Source organism: Bradyrhizobium sp. WCU1 (genome assembly GCF_053474805.1).
Genome location: NZ_CM130280.1, coordinates 6029104 through 6047923, shown reverse-complemented (window position 1 = coordinate 6047923; position 18820 = coordinate 6029104). Strand labels below are relative to the sequence as shown.

Annotated in this window: 17 protein-coding genes; 5 read left to right on the top strand and 12 right to left on the bottom strand. The window is 65.2% G+C overall.

What is annotated here, in order from left to right; translation table 11 throughout:
• Positions 1-27 precede the first annotated feature (27 nt).
• The 3 genes from ACTUWL_RS28180 to thiD form a co-directional block, all read right to left on the bottom strand.
• Complete coding sequence (locus ACTUWL_RS28180) at positions 28-1119, bottom strand: glycosyltransferase family 4 protein (RefSeq protein ID WP_021078020.1); 1092 nt, start codon at positions 1117-1119, stop codon at positions 28-30.
• Complete coding sequence (locus ACTUWL_RS28175; RefSeq protein WP_021078021.1) at positions 1116-1928, bottom strand: UDP-2,3-diacylglucosamine diphosphatase; 813 nt, start codon at positions 1926-1928, stop codon at positions 1116-1118. The genes ACTUWL_RS28180 and ACTUWL_RS28175 overlap by 4 nt, the downstream gene beginning before the upstream one ends.
• 231 nt (positions 1929-2159) lie before the next feature.
• The gene (gene thiD / locus ACTUWL_RS28170; protein WP_021078022.1) at positions 2160-2957 is read right to left on the bottom strand and encodes a bifunctional hydroxymethylpyrimidine kinase/phosphomethylpyrimidine kinase; all 798 of its coding nucleotides are present in this window, start codon (positions 2955-2957) and stop codon (positions 2160-2162) included.
• 207 nt (positions 2958-3164) lie between these two features.
• Here thiD and ACTUWL_RS28165 point away from each other — a divergent pair, with 207 nt between their 5' ends.
• A complete protein-coding gene (locus ACTUWL_RS28165) occupies positions 3165-3413 on the top strand; it encodes an Lrp/AsnC ligand binding domain-containing protein (protein ID WP_021078023.1) in 249 nt (82 codons plus the stop codon).
• A 112-nt stretch (positions 3414-3525) separates the two neighbouring features.
• On the opposite strand, the gene ACTUWL_RS28160 is transcribed toward ACTUWL_RS28165, so the two are convergent.
• Positions 3526-4776 (bottom strand): caspase family protein, encoded by a 1251-nt coding sequence (locus ACTUWL_RS28160; protein WP_021078024.1) that lies wholly within the window; start codon positions 4774-4776, stop codon positions 3526-3528.
• 86 nt (positions 4777-4862) lie between these two features.
• Positions 4863-5822, bottom strand: coding sequence for a DUF4399 domain-containing protein (locus tag ACTUWL_RS28155; protein WP_448212503.1), 960 nt, complete (start codon positions 5820-5822; stop codon positions 4863-4865).
• A gap of 453 nt (positions 5823-6275) precedes the next feature.
• Between ACTUWL_RS28155 and ACTUWL_RS28150 the strand changes: the two genes are divergently transcribed.
• The gene (locus tag ACTUWL_RS28150) at positions 6276-6923 is read left to right on the top strand and encodes a formylglycine-generating enzyme family protein (RefSeq protein WP_448212501.1); all 648 of its coding nucleotides are present in this window, start codon (positions 6276-6278) and stop codon (positions 6921-6923) included.
• Positions 6924-6952: 29 nt separating this feature from the next.
• Complete coding sequence (locus tag ACTUWL_RS28145) at positions 6953-7357, top strand: hypothetical protein (RefSeq protein WP_146160385.1); 405 nt, start codon at positions 6953-6955, stop codon at positions 7355-7357.
• A 71-nt stretch (positions 7358-7428) separates the two neighbouring features.
• Here the strand turns inward: ACTUWL_RS28145 and ACTUWL_RS28140 are convergent, their stop codons facing one another.
• A complete protein-coding gene (locus tag ACTUWL_RS28140; RefSeq protein WP_021080549.1) occupies positions 7429-8352 on the bottom strand; it encodes a c-type cytochrome in 924 nt (307 codons plus the stop codon).
• 166 nt (positions 8353-8518) lie between these two features.
• Between ACTUWL_RS28140 and ACTUWL_RS28135 the strand changes: the two genes are divergently transcribed.
• Entirely contained in the window at positions 8519-8941 is a 423-nt protein-coding gene (locus ACTUWL_RS28135; protein ID WP_021080548.1) for a CHRD domain-containing protein, read from the top strand.
• A 106-nt stretch (positions 8942-9047) separates the two neighbouring features.
• Here ACTUWL_RS28135 and ACTUWL_RS28130 read toward each other — a convergent pair whose 3' ends face one another.
• The 6 genes from ACTUWL_RS28130 to ACTUWL_RS28105 all read right to left on the bottom strand — a co-directional run bounded on the left by ACTUWL_RS28130 (position 9048) and on the right by ACTUWL_RS28105 (position 17487).
• Positions 9048-9494: a c-type cytochrome gene (locus tag ACTUWL_RS28130; RefSeq protein ID WP_021080547.1), complete on the bottom strand. Its 447-nt coding sequence runs from the start codon at positions 9492-9494 to the stop codon at positions 9048-9050.
• A gap of 102 nt (positions 9495-9596) precedes the next feature.
• Positions 9597-11906: a xanthine dehydrogenase family protein molybdopterin-binding subunit gene (locus ACTUWL_RS28125; RefSeq protein ID WP_021080546.1), complete on the bottom strand. Its 2310-nt coding sequence runs from the start codon at positions 11904-11906 to the stop codon at positions 9597-9599.
• 128 nt (positions 11907-12034) lie between these two features.
• Positions 12035-13564, bottom strand: a complete 1530-nt coding sequence (murJ, locus tag ACTUWL_RS28120; RefSeq protein ID WP_021080545.1) for a murein biosynthesis integral membrane protein MurJ — start codon at positions 13562-13564, stop codon at positions 12035-12037.
• A 43-nt stretch (positions 13565-13607) separates the two neighbouring features.
• Complete coding sequence (locus ACTUWL_RS28115) at positions 13608-14759, bottom strand: DegT/DnrJ/EryC1/StrS family aminotransferase (RefSeq protein WP_021080544.1); 1152 nt, start codon at positions 14757-14759, stop codon at positions 13608-13610.
• 50 nt (positions 14760-14809) lie between these two features.
• Positions 14810-15826, bottom strand: a complete 1017-nt coding sequence (locus tag ACTUWL_RS28110) for a Gfo/Idh/MocA family protein (RefSeq protein WP_021080543.1) — start codon at positions 15824-15826, stop codon at positions 14810-14812.
• A 248-nt stretch (positions 15827-16074) separates the two neighbouring features.
• A complete protein-coding gene (locus ACTUWL_RS28105) occupies positions 16075-17487 on the bottom strand; it encodes a mannose-1-phosphate guanylyltransferase/mannose-6-phosphate isomerase (protein ID WP_021080542.1) in 1413 nt (470 codons plus the stop codon).
• A gap of 344 nt (positions 17488-17831) precedes the next feature.
• On the opposite strand from ACTUWL_RS28105, the gene ACTUWL_RS28100 reads away from it, so the two are divergent.
• Positions 17832-18800, top strand: a complete 969-nt coding sequence (locus ACTUWL_RS28100) for a lysylphosphatidylglycerol synthase transmembrane domain-containing protein (protein ID WP_021080541.1) — start codon at positions 17832-17834, stop codon at positions 18798-18800.
• Positions 18801-18820: the final 20 nt, after the last annotated feature.

The following is an 18820-nucleotide window of genomic DNA, read 5'->3' as shown; positions in this document are numbered from 1 at the left end:
CTGCAAGACGCTTTGGCGTGAGTTTGTTTAGCGCGAGGTTGGGTGACTGGCCGGCAAGGCCGCGAAATGGTGCTCTTCGGCACCGAATTCGAATACTTCCCCCTCGCCGTCGGGCGCGGCAGGGCGGATGTTCATGCAGCGCTCGATGAACACCCGAGCGGACGCCTGCCAGGTGTGGAGCGCGGCGAAATCGACGCAGGCCTGCCGCGGGATGCTGAGCGCTTCCAGGCAGGCATGGTGCAGGTCCTCGTCGAGCACGCCGACCGGCGCCGCGCCGATCACGTCGCGGGGGCCGGTGACCGGAAAAGCGGCAACCGGCAGGCCGCTCGCCAAGGCCTCGAGCAGCACGAGACCGAACGTATCGGTGCGGCTGGGGAAAACGAACACATCGGCCGCGGCATAGATCTCAGCCAATTCTTCCCCGTGGCGGGCGCCGAGGAAGACGGCTTCGGGATATTTCCGCTCCAGCGCCGCTCGCGCCGGGCCGTCGCCAACCACCACCTTGGTGCCGGGCAAATCGAGATCGAGGAATGCTTCGAGGTTCTTTTCCACCGCGACCCGGCCGACGCTGAGATATACCGGCTGCGGCAGGCAGAGATCGACATCGCGTGGATGGAACAGGGCGGTATCGACGCCGCGCGACCACAGCACGACGTTGCGGAAGCCGCGCTGGCGCAACTCGGCGGCCAGCGCCGGGGTTGCCGCCATCACCGCCCGGCTCGGCTTGTGGAACCAGCGCAGCGCGCGCCACACCCAGGCTTCGGGAACCGGCGTGCGCGCCGAGACATATTCGGGGAAACGGGTGTGGAAGCTCGTCGTGAACGGCAGGCCGCGCTTGCGGCAATAGCGGCGGACCGAAAGCCCGATCGGGCCTTCGGTCGCGATATGGATGCTGTCGGGCTTGGCCGCATCGATCAGGCTGGCGACCTTGGCCTGGTACGGCAGTGCCAGCCGCAAATCGCGATAGCTCGGCATCGCGAAGGTGCGGAACTCGTCCGGCGTCAGGAAGCTCACCTCGACCCCGAGCGACTTCGCCGCCTGTGCCATCATGGTCAGCGTGCGGACAACCCCGTTGACCTGGGGATGCCACGCATCGGTCGCGACCAGGATATGCGTCATGCAGCGCGTGCCGTTACCCGCGGAACTGGCGCGATCCGGCGCACCGGGTCGGTCCAGGTGATGATTTCGAAGCTGCCGTCCTCGTGCTCGGCGAGCGCGGTGCAGCTCTCCACCCAGTCGCCGCAATTCATGTAGCGGATGCCGTGCTCGTCATGAATCGTCGCGTAGTGGATGTGGCCGCAGATCACGCCGTCGCAGCCGTGACGACGCGCCTCGCCGGCAAGCGTGGCCTCGAAGGCGCCGATATAATTCACCGCCTTCTTGACCTTCAGCTTGGCCCATTGCGACAGCGACCAGTAGGGCACGCCAAACATCTTGCGGAAGAAGTTGACGAAGCGATTCATCTGGATCGCGAAGTCGTAGGCCTTGTCGCCGAGATGGGCGAGCCAGCGCGCATTCTGCACCACGAGGTCGAAGATGTCGCCGTGGATCACGAGGTAGCGCTTGCCGTCGGCGCCGGTGTGGACGGTGTTCTCCACCACGTCGATGCCGCCGAAATGCGTGCCGTAATATTTGCGCAAGAACTCGTCGTGGTTGCCCGGGACGTAGATCACCTTGGCGCCCTTACGCGCCTTGCGCAGCATCTTCTGCACGAAATCATTGTGGGTCTGCGGCCAGTACCAGTTCGACTTCAGCGCCCAGCCGTCGACGATATCACCAACGAGGTAGATCGTGTCGGCATCGTGAGAGCGAAGGAAGTCCAACAGGCGGTCGGCTTGCGAACCGCGGGCTCCGAGATGGACATCGGAGATAAACAAAGTGCGAAAGCGCCGCTCGGGGCTCTCTTCACTCAAGGAGTCACTTCCCATGCCTGTGCACCTAACAGATTCCTGTGACAAGGCGATGACGATCCCCGCGACCTGAGGCTCCACAAAGAGTTAACGAGAATCAGCAGCGCGCCCCTGCCCTGCGGATAACAGCCGCATGCGACAATCTGGCGACATCGGCGGTCGCGGCTGTGTGCAGCGGGCGTTGTGTTGCGCGCATATCGCGGCGGGACAACGCGACGATTACGTAGATGGGTAACGGGCTACACGGCTTCAATAGTACTTGTGGAAGTGATGCACCGGCCCGTGACCGCGGCCGACGGCGAAGCGATCGGCGGCGGCGATCGCGTCTGATATCCAGGCCTTGGCGTTGCGCACGGCGGTCTCCATGTCGTCGCCCTTCGCGAGCCCGGCCGCGATCGCCGACGACAGCGAGCAGCCGGTGCCGTGCGTGTTTGATGTCGCGATACGCGGCGCCGCGAGCGCGATGCTGCGCGCGCCTTCGATCAGGTAGTCGATGCTCTCGGCGCCGTGCCCATGACCGCCCTTCACCAGCACCGCGCGACAGCCCATCGCCAGCAATCGTTTGCCCTGCTGCTCGACGTCGGCCTCACTTGCAGCGACCGGTTCGTTCAGCAGCGCCGCCGCTTCGGGCAGGTTCGGCGTGATCAGCGAGGCCAGCGGAAACAGCATGGTCTTCAGCGCATCGACCGCCTCGGCGGCCAGCAGCCGATCGCCTGATGTTGCGACCATCACCGGGTCGAGCACGATGTGACACGGCGCCCAGCGCCGCAGGCCGTCGGCGATCGCGGCGATGGTTTCGGCCTGCGCGACCATGCCGATCTTGACCGCACCGACGTCGAGATCGGAGAACACGGCATCGATCTGTGCCGTGACGAATGCAGCGGGCACCGGATGGATGCCGCTGACCCCCGTGGTGTTCTGCGCGGTCAGCGCCGTGATCGCCGAGGCGCCATAGACCCCGAGCGCGGCAAAGCTCTTGAGGTCGGCCTGGATGCCCGCACCACCCGAGGAATCCGAGCCGGCAATGGTGAGCGCGACCGGCGTCATCTGGCGGCACCGGCGGCTGATACGAATGAGACCGTCACGAAGGAGACCATCATGAATGGGACTGTAGCGTGTCCTAGCCCGGACGCCCCCTGGCAGCAAGTTCGCCTGACTTTACCGCGAGTTGGCCTTGCCTTGCGCCTGCTTGCCCCCTTGCCTTGGCCGCCCGTTTTTGGCCTATAGTCGCGGAAATCCCCGGAGACGACTTTGATGGTTCCTTTCTTCGTCCAGATCAAATGCAAGCTCGGCCAGTCCTACACCGTCGCCAACGCACTGGCGGAAGCCGAGATTGCGTCGGAGATCTATTCCACGGCGGGCAATTACGATCTCCTGGTCAAATTCTACGTCGACCACGACACCGACATCGGCCATTTCATCAACGAGAAGGTTCAGGTGATCCCGGGCATCCAGGACACCCTCACCATCATCACCTTCAAGGCGTTCGGCGGCGCTCGCTAAAGCATGATCCGGAAAAGTGCGAAGCGGTTTTCCGAAAAGATCACGCTCAAACAAAGGTCTAAAGCGCGATGATGATTCAACCAAATCTCATCGCGCTTTAGAGACCAAGGCTCTAGAGACCAAGGCTTTCGCGCAGCCGCTGAAGCTGCGGTCGGATCTGCTCGCAATCAAGCTCCTGCTCGAACGTCCTGAACGCCTCGACGCTCGGCTCGCCGCGAAGCTTGGCAAGTCGCGCGGCATCTCGCGCGCAGACGTCGGCATCGGAAGACTGCGGGGCGGGTACGGCCTGACGTTGCGCCTGCTGCGCCCTGGGCGCTTCGGGCGCGGTTGGCTGCGGCGGATCGCTCGCCACGCTTTCAAGCAGGCGCTGCACCTGGGCCTTCAGCCGTTCGCAGGTCAGCTCGCGTTGCAGCTTGGCGATTTCTGCAGGCGACGGCTCGGCGCGCAATCGCGCCAGACGCTGCTCATCGCGGCTACAAGCCGTCGCGGGATCCGCCGTGTCGCGCACCGCCGGCGCAGGCTGGACCGGCGGGACCATCGCGACGGCGGGCTTGGTCGGGGCCGCCCCGGCGGCAGCCGGCGCCGGTCGCGAGGCGACAGCCGGCGGCTTGGCGGCGACGGGCGGATTGGCGACCTGCGAGGGTAGTGCGACCCGCTCGGTTTTCGGCTCGGGCTGCGGCACCAGCGAAATGGTGGCTCCGCCGAGCGAGCCATAGATGAACGGCTCCTGGCGCCCCCCGGTCATGCTGATCACATCGTCGCGCACGCGACCGAGGGCGATGCGGATATCGACGCCAGGCTCGGTGAGATGCCGCAGCAGCGCGGTCGCATAGGGGCTGTTCACGCCATCGCCATCGTAGGACACCGAGCCGGCCTTCGCGGCATAGGCCACCAGCGTGTCGGCGCTGACGTCTTCCAGCTTGCCGAGACCTCCCCGCATCTGCGAGCGCAGGCCGGCCGACCGGACGCGCGACGGGAACGGATTGTCGCGGCACGCGTCGAGCAGGATCAGGCGCAGCCGGCGCACCGACTGCAGCGCCCAGATCAGGCGATCAAGCGCCACCGCCTCGTCGTCGACGTCGTAGTCGCGGCTCAACTTCGCGTCGACCGGAATCAGGTAGTTAGATCCGTTCATCTCGACGCCGTGGCCGGCATAATAGACCACGGCAATATCGGCGCTCTCCGCCGTGACCAGGAAGTCGCGCACCGCGCGCTTGAACTCGACGACGCCGAGATCGTTGCGCGAGATCACCACCTCAAAGCCGGCCGATTTCAGCAGGCCCGAAATCGCGGTAGCGTCGCTGATCGTGTTGCCGAGCGTCGGCGCGCTCTTATAGGCGGAATTGCCGATTACGAGCGCCACGCGCCGATCCGCGACAGCCGCAGTCGCAAACAAGGTCGAGGCCGCGAGGCAGGCGGCGTAGGCAATGGTTCGTCGCAGCGTCGTTCTCAATAGCGATAGTACCTATGCGTATGATGGTGCTTCCGGCGATACGGAGGGCGGCCATCGGAGGTGACGTTGACGGTGATGACCTCGGAGAAGACCGCCGGGTCATGCGGCGTATGGCTGAAATCGGCGAACAGCAGCCGCAGCTTGTGCTGGCCGAGCGGCAGCGTGATCTTGGCCTCGGTCTGGCCCGCACCGAAATGCAGATGGTTGAAGTCGCTCGGAATCGGCTGATCGAGCGGCGGCAGGTCGGCATCCACCAGCAAGTGATGATGGCCGGTGTTCGGCTTGTCGAAGCCCGCGGGCGCAACGCCCATGTTGAGCAGGCCGAAACGGATCACCGGGTTCGGCGGAATGTAGCTGCCGTCCCTAGGGTAGATGAAATAGACCTTGGCGTCCTTGGGCGATGGCCGGCGACCGGCAGGCGGAGCGGCGGCCGGTGCTGCGGCAGCCGCCGGCGCCGCAGCTGGCGGGGCCGGCGCGGCGGCCTGCGGAGCCGCGGCGGGATCGACGACCTTCACCTTGATGCGCTCCGAGATCACCGGCGGCGAATGCGGAACATGGTTCTTGTCGCCGAACACGAGCTGCAGCGTGTGTTCGCCGGGCGGCAGCGTCAGTTCGGTCTCGGTCTGCCCCGCCCCGAAATGCAGATGCTGGAAGTCGTTCGGGATCTCGACATTGAGCGGGGGCGTCGGCGCATCGATGATCAGGTGATGGTGGCCAGAATTCGCGCGATCCGAACCGGCGGGCGCAACACCCATGCCGCGCAGGCCAAAGTGGATGGTCGACTTCGGGGGAATTGAATCACCATCCTTGAGGCCGATGAAGTAGACGGCGGCGCCAGGTGGCGACGATGTCGGTCCCCCGGTCTGCGCTCGCGCGGGCACGGCGAATGCGAGCAGAGCAAGAAGCGGCACCAACGCTGACGGGAAAGACCTACGCATCTTCTGCAATCGCATCATTTGCAATTCCCCGATCCCGGCCACGTCGTCGCGGCCAATCGCATCATCAAAATTGTGTCCAGTCTTGTCCGCGCTGAAATCTCGGCTGCGCGATAACTGCTAGTCGTCTGCTTCGGAGCTCGGCTTGCCGATCATCGCTGAATGAAGCATTCTTGCTCCGCTTGATTGCACAATCGCGTTGACGATCATTGGCATTTTAGCCGGATACGATAGATGAAAATAAATTCCCTGTTTGTGATATCAATCACAGCGTTGGCCACAACACTTGGCGCCAACGGCAAGACCGCAACCCTCAGGCAGGATAGTGAATCTGGTTCGCATCGTCCAGCGCCTCCCGAACATCTGACCGTGGCGCAAGCTCCGACGCAGCCGTCGCGCCTTGAACCTGGAGACGTTTTCCGCGACTGTACAGACTGTGGGGAGCTCGTCGTTTTGCCGCCCGGCGACTTCGTGATGGGTTCCAACGATACGCCGTACGAAAAGCCGGAGCGGACGATCCCCATTCCACGGCCGTTCGCGATCGGGCGCCGCGAAGTCACTTTCGCCGAATGGGATCAATGCGCCGACGCAGGCGCCTGCAAGTTTCGGCCCGACGATCACGGTTGGGGCCGCGGCAGCCAGCCCGTCATCAATGTCAGCTGGGACGATACCAAGCTCTTCCTGGCGTGGCTGTCGCAACGCACCGGACAGAAGTATCGGCTTCCGACCGAAGCCGAGTGGGAATATGCGGCGCGCGCCGGGACCAAGACACCGTACTGGTGGGGCCGCGACGTCGGCACGGGGCGCGCCCAATGCGCGAACTGCGTCACTCCCCCGCCGCAGAAGATGGCACCGGTCGGCTCATTCCGCCCCAATGGTTTCGGACTGTACGACACCGCGGGCAACGTCGCCGAATGGGTCGAGGATTGCTGGAACGACAATTACCGCAACGCACCGAAGGACGCCTCGGCATGGACCAGCGGCGATTGCCGGCTGCGTGTGCTGCGGGGCGGCAACTTCACCAGTCCGGCGACCGCGATCCGCTCGGCGGCGCGATTCCGCTACGACGTCGACGTGCGCTACTATGGCAACGGCTTTCGCTTCGTGCGAGAGTTGCCGTGATGCGGCGTGCACATGAACCGGCCGCACGCATGTTGCTCGCAGCATGCGCAATCAGCGCCGGCCCTGCATTGGCGCAGTCCCTCTCCGCGAAAGGTCAGATCGGCTATCTGCAGGAATGGGAGATGCAGGCGAATCTCGCCGGCACCGCTGACAGCACAGGCTATGCCGGCGCGATCACATTGCGGCATGTCGGGCTCTGCAGCATCAACGGATCGGAGGAAAAGACCGGCACCCTCGAGCTGCACGTATCGACGCGGCCACCGCATGTCGAGGGTACGCTGGCATTGGCCGACGACAAATGCCACCTCGCGGCATCCGGAGCGCAGGGCTATTCGGGCCTCCTGAAATGCCGTGACGGCCAGGACGTGCCGATCAACTTCTCCATCGAGCCGCTGGGCAGCACCGCTCACATCCCGACGGCCGTCACCAGGTAGCACACGCCGCTGCGCCAGAGCATGATCCGGAAACGTGCGTCGCGCGGTGTTGCGAAAGATCGTGCTCCGCTCTAGCCGCCCTTCTTCATCGGCTTTGGCGGCCCGTCGACCGGCGGCAGCGACTTGATGTAGTCGGCGATCGCGTCGCGATCGCTTGACGAGAGCTGCGAGGTGTTGCGGATCACGCGCACCATCGATCCGCCGGCGCTATCGCCGTCCGGCGTCTGTCCGCTTTCGAGGAAATAGGCGATGTCCTTCGCGCTCCAGTCCGCGATCCCCCGCGGCGTGATGTTGGGGACCCAGCCTTCGCCCTCCGGATTCGGGCCGCCGGCGAAACGCTGCGAGCTGATGATGCCGCCGAGGAAATTCCGCGGGCTGTGACACTCGGCACAATGACCGAAGCTGTTGACGAGGTAGGCGCCGCGATACCAATGCGCCGAGCGGCTTGCATCCGCGACGAACGGCTTGCCGTCCATGAACAGGAATTTCCAGACCCCGACATTGCGCCTGATGTTGAACGGAAACGGCACGTCGTGGTCGCGCACCTTGCCGGCGACCGGCGGCAAGGTCTTCAGATAGGCGAACAGGTCGCGCACGTCGTTGACCCTGGCGTGCTGATAGGATGTGTAGGGAAACGCGGGGAAATAGTGCGTCCCCGACGGCGAGGTGCCCTTCATGACCGCGGTGACGAAATCGGCCTCGCTCCAGCGCCCGATGCCGTCATTCGGATCGGGCGAGATGTTCGGCGCGTAGAAGGTGCCGAACGGCGACGGTATCGCGAGGCCGCCGCCCAATTTGGTGCGGTCGTCCTGCTTCGGCACCGCGTGGCAGGAGGAACATCCTCCCGCATTGAACGTTGTGAGGCCGTTGGCCAGGTTTGGCTGGTAGGCCGGCAGCGCACTCGCGGCGACGGTCGCGGGGATCGTCAGCCACCAGAACACGCAGATGCCGATGATGCCGGCCAGGCCGGCAAGGAGAACAATTCGTCGCAACATTCACCGATCCGTCATTGGTCGCGCTAGCGTATCAACCAGTATGATGACAACCCTTCGTACAAGCTCTCATCAAATTTGCCGCAGCTCACGATCATTCTGGGAATAAATCGGCGAAGCCGCTGTTGAAGAACTGCAACCGTCCTGTGACGTCAAAGGGGAGAGAACCATGCCAAACAAGACCTTGCTTGCCACGCTGACACTCGGTGCTGCCGTCGCCCTCGCCGGTCCGGCCTTCGCCGAGAAGCTGACAGCGAAGCTGGACGGCAAATCCGAAGTGCCTGCCACCACCAGCGCGGGCACCGGCACTGCCGACATCGACTATGATGCCGCCAGCAAGAAACTCAGCTGGAAGCTGACATATTCCGGCCTGTCAGGCCCAGCCACCGCCGCGCATTTCCACGGCCCTGCCGAGGCCGGCAAGAATTCCGGCGTCGCGGTCGCCATCCCGAACGCGACGTCGAGCCCTGTCGAAGGCAGCGCCACGCTGACCGACGCGCAGGCCGCCGATCTGCTCGCCGGCAAGTACTATGTCAACGTCCACACCGCGGCCAACCCGGGCGGCGAGATCCGCGGCCAGGTCACCAAGTAGGCCCGACGGCGCAAATCGAACAACAAAAGGCCGACACAAAAGAGGGGCGGACGCTACGCGGCGTCCGCCCCTCTTCAATGAAGACCTGCAGCGTCGGAAACCACGATCAGCCCTTCTTGAGGCGATAGGTCTCGTGGCAGCCGCCGCACTGCTTGCCGATGACACCGAGCTCGGCCTTCAGCGTGTCGACATCCTTGATCTTGCCCTTGGCGTCCGCGACGGCCTTGGCATAGCTCGCGATGTGCTGCTCGAAGCCCGCCTTGTCTTCCCAGATCTTCGGATCGGCCGAGTAATCGCCTTCGGTCTTCAGCCCCTTGGAGCTTTCGGGGAACAGCGTCGGCAGCTTCTTGGCGGTGTCCTCGAACTTCGCCAGTGCAGCATCGACGGTTGCCTGGTCATAGGGCTTCTCGCCCTTGATGATGGCCCCGAGCGCACCGGCGTTCTTGCCGGTCTCCTTCATCTGCGCCTGGGTCTGCTTGACCTGCTCCTGGTCGGCTACGACGGCACCCGCACTCAACGCCAGCATCGCAGCAACGACGACAATCCGCTTCATCGGCAAAACCCCTCAATTCGCTCTGTCCCGGTCCGCAGGTGCGCGGCCGGCCTGGTTGGCAAACACCGCAGGCGGAATCTTCATTCCGCCTGCGACAATTTATCAGAGAGTATGGCGGCGCTGCGCCTCGCGGATCGCGATCCAGACCCGCTCCGGCGTCGCCGGCATGTCGATGTGGTCGATCCCGAACTCGCGATGCAGCCCCTCGACGATCGCGTTGACGACCGCCGGGCAGGAGCCGATCGCGCCGGCCTCGCCCGCGCCCTTCACGCCGAGCGGGTTGGTCGTGCACGGCACGTTGTGGGTTTCGAACACGAAGGACGGCCCGTCGGCGGCGCGCGGCATCGCATAGTCCATGAAGGTGCCGGTGACGAGCTGACCGTCGGTCGGGCTGTACACCGCCTGCTCCATCAGCGCCTGCCCGATGCCCTGCATCGCGCCGCCGTGAACCTGGCCGGCCAGCATCAGCGGATTGAGCGTGACGCCGAAATCGTCGACGATGACGTAACTGACGATCTTGATGATGCCGGTTGAGGGATCGATCTCGACCTCGGCGAGATGCGTGCCGTTCGGATAGGTGCCGTCAGCGCTGGCGAAGGTCGCGCTCGCATTCATCTTCGATGTGTCGCCGCCGGGACGCTTGGCGAGATCGGCGAAGCTGACCGAACGGTCGGTGCCGGCGATGCGAATGCGGCCGTCTGCGATTTCGAGGTCGCCGGCGCCGGCTTCCAGCGCCTGCGCCGCGAGCTCCTTCAGCTTGTTGCCGAGCTCGTGCGTCGCCCGCTGCACGCTGACGCCGCCGGACGGAATCGAGGCCGAGCCGCCGGTCCCGAGACCGGTCGCGATCTTGTCGGTGTCTCCCTGCAGCACATGGACGCGCTCGGGCGGCACGCCGAACTGCTCGGCGACGATCTGCGCATAGGCGGTCTGGTGGCCCTGACCGCTCGACTGCGTGCCGATCAGGATCGAGATGTCGCCATTGGGATCGAGCGCCACATTGGCGGTCTCCTCGCCCATGGTGCCGCAGACCTCGACATAGCTCGCCATGCCGATGCCCCGCACCAGGCCGTCCTTCTTCGCCGCCTTGGCGCGCTTTGGAAACTCCTTCCAGTTGGCGATCTCCATCGCGCGCTTCATATGCGCGACGAAGTCGCCGGAATCGTAGACCTTGCCGGTCGCGGTCGTGTAGGGCAGCGACTTCGGCGAGATGAAGTTCTTCCGGCGGATGGCGTCGGGCGTCATGCCGAGTTTTCGCGCGGCGGCATCCACGAGGCGCTCAATGACGTAGGCGGCCTCCGGGCGACCGGCGCCGCGATAGGCATCGACCGGCACCGTGTTGGTGAACACGGTGCGGACTCGGCAATGGAAGGCCTGGATGTCATAGAGGCCCGGCAGCATGCCGGCGCCACCATGCGGGATATAGGGCGCGAAGGTCGAGAGATAGGCGCCCATGTCGCCCATCAAATCGACATCCATGCCGAGGAATTTGCCGTCCTCGGCGAGCGCCATCTTCGCGGTGGTGAGGTTGTCGCGGCCCTGCGCGTCGCCCATGAAATGGTCGGAACGCTCGGCGGTCCATTTGACCGACTTCTTGAGCTTGCGCGCCGCAACCGAGATCAGCGCGTATTCGCGATAGGGAAATAGTTTTGTGCCGAAGCCGCCACCGACATCCGGGCAGATCACCCGCATGTTCTCCTTCGGCATCTTCAGGATCATGTCGCAGAGGATCTCGCGCAGGCGGTGGCTGCCCTGGCTGCCGATCGTCAGCGTCAAATGATCCTTCTTGGCGTCGTATTCGGCGACCGCGGCGCGCGTCTCCATGAAATTGGTGATGACGCGCGGATTGACGATGGTGATCTCGGCCACCGCATGCGCCTTGGCGAACGCGGCTTCGGCTGCGCCCTTGTCGCCGATCGAGACATCGAACAGCACATTGCCGGGCTTGTCCGGCCATACCTGCGGCGCGCCCTTCTTCACCGCGTTGACGAGGCCGGCCACCGCCGGCAGCGGCGTCCATTTGACGTCGATCGCCTCGATCGCGTCGCGGGCATGATCGACGGTATCGGCGACCACGAAGGCCACGGCATCGCCGACATGGCGCACCTCATCCTTGGCGAGGATCGGATAAGGCGGCGCAATGAACGGATCGGTTTCGAGGTTGAACAGGCACGGCAGGCCGCCGAGCTCGGCGACATCGGCCGCGGTCAGGATCAGCGCCACGCCCGGCATGCCGCGGGCCTTGCCGGCATCGATGGTGTAGGTGGCATGCGCATGCGGCGAACGCAGCATCAACGCGTGCAATGCGGGAGATGGCGCGACGTCATCGGTATAGCGGCCCTTGCCGCGAATCAGAGCGTCGTCCTCCTTGCGCCGCACGCTTTGTCCGACGCCGAATTTGATGGGAGCTGCCATCGTCTCTCCAATTGCCTTGGTGTGTTTTGCGCATATTGGCGTGGTTGCCCGCGAAGCGCAAACCGCTTTCCACCGCGCGCGGCGCTGTCGTGCACCCCGTTCCTATGCATTTGATTTGACAGGTAAAACTATACGCGCCGCAGCGCGAACAGCCAGCCGCGGCCGAACAGCGCAAGAATCAGGAAGGCGTAGACGAAGGCGCCGACGGCGATCAGGAGCAGCAGGATCAGTTCGTCGCGGAAATGCTGCACCGGCGCGAACCACACATAGGCGAAATGGGAGGTCAGCCACAGCGCGAGCGCGAGCAGCACGCCGCAAATCGCAAACGTGCCGAACGAGCGGATCAGCACGCGGTCGAGCACGAGATAGCCGCGTCGGATCGCGAATATCAGCACCAGCAGCAGGTTGACCCAGGCGCCGACCGCGGTCGCGAGCGCGAGGCCGACCTGCGCCAGCGTGCCGACCAGCGCGATCTTCAGCGCGACGTTGACCGCGACCCCGGTCAGCGCCGCCTTCACCGGGGTTGCGGTATCCTTGCGGGCATAGAAGGTCGCAACGGCGCTGCGGATCATCACGAAGGGAATGAGCCCGACCGCATAGGCGGCGAGCGTGGCACCTGCGCTTGCGGCGTCCGCCTTGGAGAACGCGCCGCGGGCGAACATCGCGCGCATGATCGGATCGGCCACCGTCAGGAACGCCGCCACGAACGGCACCGAGAACAGCAGCGTGAAATCGAACGCGCGGCGCTGCGCGGCCATCGCACCGGCGTGATCGTCGGCGGTCAGGCGCCGCGACATCTCCGGCAGCAGCACGGTGCCGATCGCGATCCCGATCACGCCGATCGGCAATTGGTTGAGGCGGTCGGCATAGTACAGTGCCGACAGCGCGCCTGCGGGCAGGAAGGTCGCGATGATGGTGTCAGCGAACAACGCAACCTGCGTCCCCATCGAGCCCAGCGTCGCAGGACCCAGCGCACGGAAGAAGGCGCGGACGTCTTCGTCGAGCCTCAGCGGCGCGAACCGCGGCAGGCCGCCGTGGCGCGCGAGGTCGCCGGCGAGCAGGGCAAACTGCAGGACGCCCGAGATCAGGACGCCCCAGGCCGCCGCATGGCCGGCGCTGGGGAAGAACGCCGCGAGCGCCAGCGTCATCATCATCGCGAGGTTGAGGAAGATCGGCGCCGCGGCGGCGCTGGCGAAGCGATGCATCACGTTGAGCATGCCGCCATAGAGCGTCACCAGCGTGATCAGCAGCAGATAGGGAAAGGTGATCCGCGTCAGCTCGATCGCGAGCTGGCGCTGGGCGGCGTCCTCGGTGAAGCCCGGCGCGAGGATGCTCATCGCCTGCGGCATGAACGCCATCGCGACCACCAGCAGGATCACCTGCGAGGCGAACAGCAGCGTGAAGATGCGGTCGGCGAACAGCCGTGCCGAGGCTTCGCCGCGTTCGCCATGGACATGGGCATAGGCCGGCACGAAGGCGGCGTTGAAGGCGCCTTCGGCGAAGATCGCGCGAAAATGATTGGGCAGCCGGAGCGCCACGAAGAAGGCGTCGGCGACCGGGCCGGCACCGAGGATCGCCGCGAGCATGATGTCGCGCGCGAACCCGGTGACCCGCGATAGCAGGGTATAGCCGCCGACAGTGAAGATGCGCCCAAGCATGCGCTGCTTCTAGCGCATCATCACCATACGCAAAAGCTGCGTATCAGGCCGAAAGCGCGCTGCGCACAGCCGCGATGACGCGGTCCTGCGCCGCCTCGTCGAGATAGGGATGCATCGGCAGGGCAATGACGTCCTTCGACAGCCGCTCGCTGACCGGCAGGCCGCCGTCGGCAACCGGATAGTGGCTGTAGGCCGTCTGCTGATGGACCGACTTCGGATAGTAGATCATGGTCGGGACGCCCTGCGCCTTCAATGCGGCCGCGAAGGCGTCGCGATCGATGCCCTCGGACAGGCGGATGGTGTACTGCGCCCACACCGAGGTGCAGCCGGGAGCAACGCGCGGCACCGCGACGAGGTTGCCGAGTGCGCGCGAATAGCGTTCGGCGACCTTGTTGCGCGCCGCGATCTCGTCGTCGAAGATCTTCAGCTTCTCGAGCAGGATCGCGGCCTGCATGGTGTCGAGCCGCGCCGTGAGGCCGAGCCGGACGTTGTCGTACTTGTCCGAGCCCTGGCCGTGGACGCGGATGCTGCGCAGCGTGCGCGCGAGTTCCTCGTCATCGGTGAAGATCGCGCCGCCGTCGCCGAAGCAGCCGAGCGGTTTTGCCGGGAAGAAGCTGGTTCCGGTGGCGAGCCCGAAAGTGCCGAGCCTGCGGTTCTTGTAGGTGGCGCCGAAGCCCTGCGCGGCATCATCCAACACAAACAGGCCCTCAGCCTCGGCGACCGCGCCGATCGCATCGTGATCCGCGCTCTGGCCGAACAGGTCGACCGGGATCACGGCCACCGGCTTCAGCCCGCGGGCGCGCGCCGTCGCAATGCCGCGCTTCAGCGAGTCGACGTCGATGTTGAAGGTCTCCTCGTCGACATCGACGAAGACCGGCGTCGCGCCGGTCAGCGTCACGACCTCGCCGGTCGCGCAGAAGGTGAAGGTCGGGCACAGCACCGCATCGCCCGGGCCGACATTCTTCGCCATCAGGACCATCAGCAGCGCGTCGGTGCCGCTGGCGCAGCTCACCACATGCTTGGCGCCGCTATAGTCCGCCAGCGCCTTCTCCAGGGCGGTGACTTCGGGCCCGTTGATGAACTGGCAATGGTCGAGCACGCGCGCGACCGCGTCATCGATCGACTTGCCGAGCCGCCGGCGCTGCGCGGAAATATCGATGAAGGGAATGGGCTCAAGCTGCATATGCTGGTTCATGGAAGCTCTTTGCACGTGTTGAATGGATGACAATCGGCCGGTGAATACGATCAGCCGGCGACGCGGCGCGGTCCCTTGCGCATCGTCGAGGCAGCGGGCCGCGCGGGCGATTCCAGGCAGCGGATCGCGATCTCGAGGCTGGCGACGCCCTCGTCGCCGGACACCGCCGGCAGCTTGCCGCTACGCACGGCATCGAGGAAGGCGATCAGTTCGGCGCGGAGCGGCTCGTCGTGTCCGACCGGCAGATGACGCATCGAATAGCTGCCGTCCGGCTTGAAGCCGAAACATTCGGTGACCTGGCGGGTGAGCAGGTCGCCCATCACATACTTGCCGCGGGTCGCGACCGTGACGTTGCGCGCCTTGAACGGCGTCAGCCAGTTGGTGTTGATGTGGGCGAGCACGCCGGAGGCGGTGCGGAACTGCAGCAGCGCGATGTCTTCGCGCTCGGCGACCGCGCTCGAGAGTTGCGGCTGCACCTCGACGATGTCGGACTCGGTGAACCAGCGGATCAGGTCGATGTCGTGCACGGCGAGATCGATCACGACGCCGACATTGGACATCCGCGGCGGGAACGGGCCGACCCGGGTGATGCCGATCGACAGGATGTCCTCGCCCGAGATCGCCTGCTTGATCGCAGCGACCGCCGGATTGAAGCGCTCGACATGACCGACCATCAGCGTAACGCCGGCCCGCTCGGCGGCGGCGACGATCTCGCGGCCCTCTTCGACCGTGGATGCGACCGGCTTCTCGACCAGGATATGTATGTTGCGCGCGATGCAGGCGAGCGCGATCTCGTGATGCAGATGGGTGGGAGCTGCGATCGTCACCGCATCGATGCCCTCGGCAAGCAGCTGATCGAGGGTTTCGAAGGCGCGGCAGCCGACCAGGTCGATGGCGCGGGTGCGGTGTTCCGGCAGCGGATCAACGATGCCGATCAGCACGACGCCGGGCAGTCCGGCCAGCACGCGGGCATGGTTGCTGCCCATCACGCCGGCTCCGATCACGCCGACGCGCAAGGCGCGGCCGATATCGGCCTTCGCGCCGGCTGCGGACACTTTTGCATTCATATCGTAGACCCCAAGTAACGTTCTGGCGGTTGTCCCGGCTCCTCAGGGAGCCACACCGGCTCCGAGGGAATCAGCACCTAGGCCCGTCTTCCCGATCCGCGCCTTCGGCGCAAATCACCCCGCTTCGTTGGCAGCCGCTATAGCACGGCGCCTCAAATGTGGCGATTGCCAAGGGCGAAATCCGGACACGTTTTGATTCAAAGAGTTACATCGTCCCACGCCCGATCATTCGCGCGGGAACCGACGCCTCAGCTGCGCCGGTAGTCATCCTCGATGCGGATGATGTCGTCCTCGCCGAAATAGCTGCCGGTCTGCACCTCGATCAGCTCGAGCTGGATCTTGCCGGGGTTCTCCAGCCGGTGCACCGCGCCGATCGGGATGTAGATCGACTCGTTCTCGTGCACCGTCTTGACCAGCTCGTTGACGGTGACCTGGGCGGTGCCGCGCACCACGATCCAGTGCTCGGAGCGGTGATGGTGCTTCTGCAGGGACAGCCGCCCGCCCGGCTTGACGATGATGCGCTTGACCTGGTGGCGGTCGCCATTGTCGACCGACTGATAGGAGCCCCAGGGGCGATGCACCTTGATGTGGTTCTCGGTCACCTCGGGCGCGGCGACCTTCAATTTCGCGACCAGCCGCTTCAGCCCGTTGGCGTCCTTCTGGCGTGACACCAGCACGGCGTCCTGGGTCGCGACCACGACGAGGTCGTCGACGCCTTCGAGCGCGACCAGCGCCCGGTCGGTCGCGACGTTGCAATTGCGGCTGTCCTCGAACACCGCCGCGCCGCGCGCCGCGTTGCCGAGGCTGTCCTTGTCGGAGAGCTCCCAGACCTGGCGCCACGAGCCGATGTCGGACCAGCCGCATGCCACCGGCACCACCGCGGCATGGGCGGTCTTCTCCATCACGGCGTAATCGATCGAGATCGCCTTTGCCGCGCCGAATGCCGATGCATCGAGCTTGACGAAGCCGAGATCGCGCGTCGCTGACGCAACCGACTGCTCCACCGAGGCAATGCTGTCCGCATCGACATTGCGATACTCGTCGAGCAGCACGCTGGCGCGGAACATGAAGTTGCCGCTGTTCCAGAGATAACCCGTATCGATATAGCCCGCCGCCGTCGCGGCATCCGGCTTCTCGACGAACTCCGCCACCGCGCGCACCTCGCCGGCGACCACCTCACCCGGACTGATATAGCCGTATTCGGTGGCGGGCCGCTCCGGCTTGACGCCGAAAGTCACGATGCGGCCGGCTTCGGCAGCCACCAACCCGCCGCGGCACGCAGCGACGAAGGCGGCCGTATCCCGCACCAGGTGGTCGGCGGCGAGCGCCAGCACGATCGCTTCGCCGTCACGGCTCTGCGCAAATGCCGCGCCGGCCGCAATGGCCGGCCCGGAGTCGCGGCGCATCGGCTCCAGCAGCACGTCGGCCTCGCGGCCAATCTGGGCCAGCTGCTCCAACACCATGAAGCGATAGGCCTCGTTGGTGATCACGATGGGACGCTCGAACAAGGTCGGATCAGAGACGCGCAGCAGCGTCTCCTGGAAGGTCGAACGCACCCCGAACAGCGACAGGAACTGCTTCGGATGCACCTCGCGCGACGCCGGCCACAGCCGTGTGCCCGCACCGCCGCACATGATCAGGGGAATAATTCGTCGATCCATCGATGCCTCAAATCCTGTCGTGCAAGTCCATCGTACCCATCCACGGACGGCATACCAGTGGCCCGGACCGCCGCGGCCGGCGCCCCCTTTGACGTGGGAAGCACGATCCGAGCGGTCACGCGCCCCCGCGCGTCTGGTCGGATTTTACCGGTCTAAACTCCCGGTGAGCGGCGGGACGTCCCCGTTCCGGCCTGTTTAGCCGCCCCTTCCCACCTGCCGCAATAGGGACCAGCACGGGTATTGCCAGATCGGTGCGGAAACCATACCAAGGCGACGAATTTGGGCGCGCGAAAGCGTTTTGCGCTGTTTTTGACACATCCTGACACCTGGCAGCGCGAACCGAAATGCGCCGAATCCTGCTTTCGACCGTCAAGATCCTGATCTCGGCCGCGCTGCTCTATTTCTCGCTGCGCAAGGTCAATCTGTACGATCTCGCCTCCCGCATCCAGGTCGAGAGCCTGGGCTGGCTCGGCCTCGCCATCGCGGTCTCGTTCCTGCAGATCTTTCTCGGGGTGTTGCGCTGGCGTGAGATCAGCGTCGAGTGCGGCGCGCCGCTTCGGACCGCGCAGGCGATGCGCTTCAACGTGATCGGCACCTTCTTCAACCAGACGCTGCCGTCCTCGATCGGCGGCGACGCCGTGCGGCTCTGGCTCGTCGCGCGCGCCGGTGCGGGCTGGCGCACGGCCACCTACTCGATTTTCGTCGACCGCGCGGTCGGACTGATTGCGCTGGCGGTCGTCATCGCGGCCACCCTGCCCTGGAGCTATAGGCTGATTTCCGATTCCCACGGCTGGACGGCGCTGCTGCTGCTCGACCTCGCGGCGCTGGCGGCCGGATTTGGCTTCCTGGTGATCGGCCTGCTGCCGTGGCCCTGGCTGAAGCAATGGTGGGCAACGCACCACATCCACGCCTGTGCGGTCATCGCCAACCGCGTGCTGTTCAGCCGCGAGCACGGCTTGAGGGTCGCCACCCTTTCGATCGCCATTCACGTCGTGACCGTCGTGATCGCCTGGTGCGTGGTGAAGTCGATCACGGCTCCGGTCACCTTCGGCGAGATATTCCAGCTGTTGCCGCCTGTCATGCTGATCACGATGATGCCGATCTCGATCGCCGGCTGGGGCGTGCGCGAGGCCACCATGGCGCTGGCCTTCGGCTATGCCGGATTGGTCGCCAATGAGGGCGTCAACATCTCGCTGCTGTTCGGCGCGGTGTCGTTCGTGGTCGGCGTATTCGGCGGCCTGGTCTGGGTCCTGAGCCCGGAAAAGGCTGCCAAGGGCACAGAGGCGATCGCAGTCCCCGGATCACAAGCGTGAGTCCCGGGATCGCAGTGACC

Excerpts from the sequence above, each read along its gene's own strand:
- ACTUWL_RS28180 (WP_021078020.1), bottom strand. The coding sequence starts at position 1,119 with ATGACGCATATCCTGGTCGCGACCGATGCGTGGCATCCCCAGGTCAAC.
- ACTUWL_RS28140 (WP_021080549.1), bottom strand. The coding sequence starts at position 8,352 with ATGTTGCGACGAATTGTTCTCCTTGCCGGCCTGGCCGGCATCATCGGC.
- ACTUWL_RS28110 (WP_021080543.1), bottom strand. The coding sequence starts at position 15,826 with ATGAATGCAAAAGTGTCCGCAGCCGGCGCGAAGGCCGATATCGGCCGC.
- ACTUWL_RS28175 (WP_021078021.1), bottom strand. The coding sequence starts at position 1,928 with ATGGGAAGTGACTCCTTGAGTGAAGAGAGCCCCGAGCGGCGCTTTCGC.
- ACTUWL_RS28115 (WP_021080544.1), bottom strand. The coding sequence starts at position 14,759 with ATGAACCAGCATATGCAGCTTGAGCCCATTCCCTTCATCGATATTTCC.
- thiD (WP_021078022.1), bottom strand. The coding sequence starts at position 2,957 with ATGACGCCGGTCGCGCTCACCATTGCCGGCTCGGATTCCTCGGGTGGT.
- ACTUWL_RS28135 (WP_021080548.1), top strand. The coding sequence starts at position 8,519 with ATGCCAAACAAGACCTTGCTTGCCACGCTGACACTCGGTGCTGCCGTC.
- ACTUWL_RS28145 (WP_146160385.1), top strand. The coding sequence starts at position 6,953 with ATGTTGCTCGCAGCATGCGCAATCAGCGCCGGCCCTGCATTGGCGCAG.
- ACTUWL_RS28130 (WP_021080547.1), bottom strand. The coding sequence starts at position 9,494 with ATGAAGCGGATTGTCGTCGTTGCTGCGATGCTGGCGTTGAGTGCGGGT.
- murJ (WP_021080545.1), bottom strand. The coding sequence starts at position 13,564 with ATGCTTGGGCGCATCTTCACTGTCGGCGGCTATACCCTGCTATCGCGG.
- ACTUWL_RS28125 (WP_021080546.1), bottom strand. The coding sequence starts at position 11,906 with ATGGCAGCTCCCATCAAATTCGGCGTCGGACAAAGCGTGCGGCGCAAG.
- ACTUWL_RS28105 (WP_021080542.1), bottom strand. The coding sequence starts at position 17,487 with ATGGATCGACGAATTATTCCCCTGATCATGTGCGGCGGTGCGGGCACA.
- ACTUWL_RS28165 (WP_021078023.1), top strand. The coding sequence starts at position 3,165 with ATGGTTCCTTTCTTCGTCCAGATCAAATGCAAGCTCGGCCAGTCCTAC.
- ACTUWL_RS28155 (WP_448212503.1), bottom strand. The coding sequence starts at position 5,822 with ATGATGCGATTGCAGAAGATGCGTAGGTCTTTCCCGTCAGCGTTGGTG.
- ACTUWL_RS28100 (WP_021080541.1), top strand. The coding sequence starts at position 17,832 with ATGCGCCGAATCCTGCTTTCGACCGTCAAGATCCTGATCTCGGCCGCG.
- ACTUWL_RS28150 (WP_448212501.1), top strand. The coding sequence starts at position 6,276 with ATGGGTTCCAACGATACGCCGTACGAAAAGCCGGAGCGGACGATCCCC.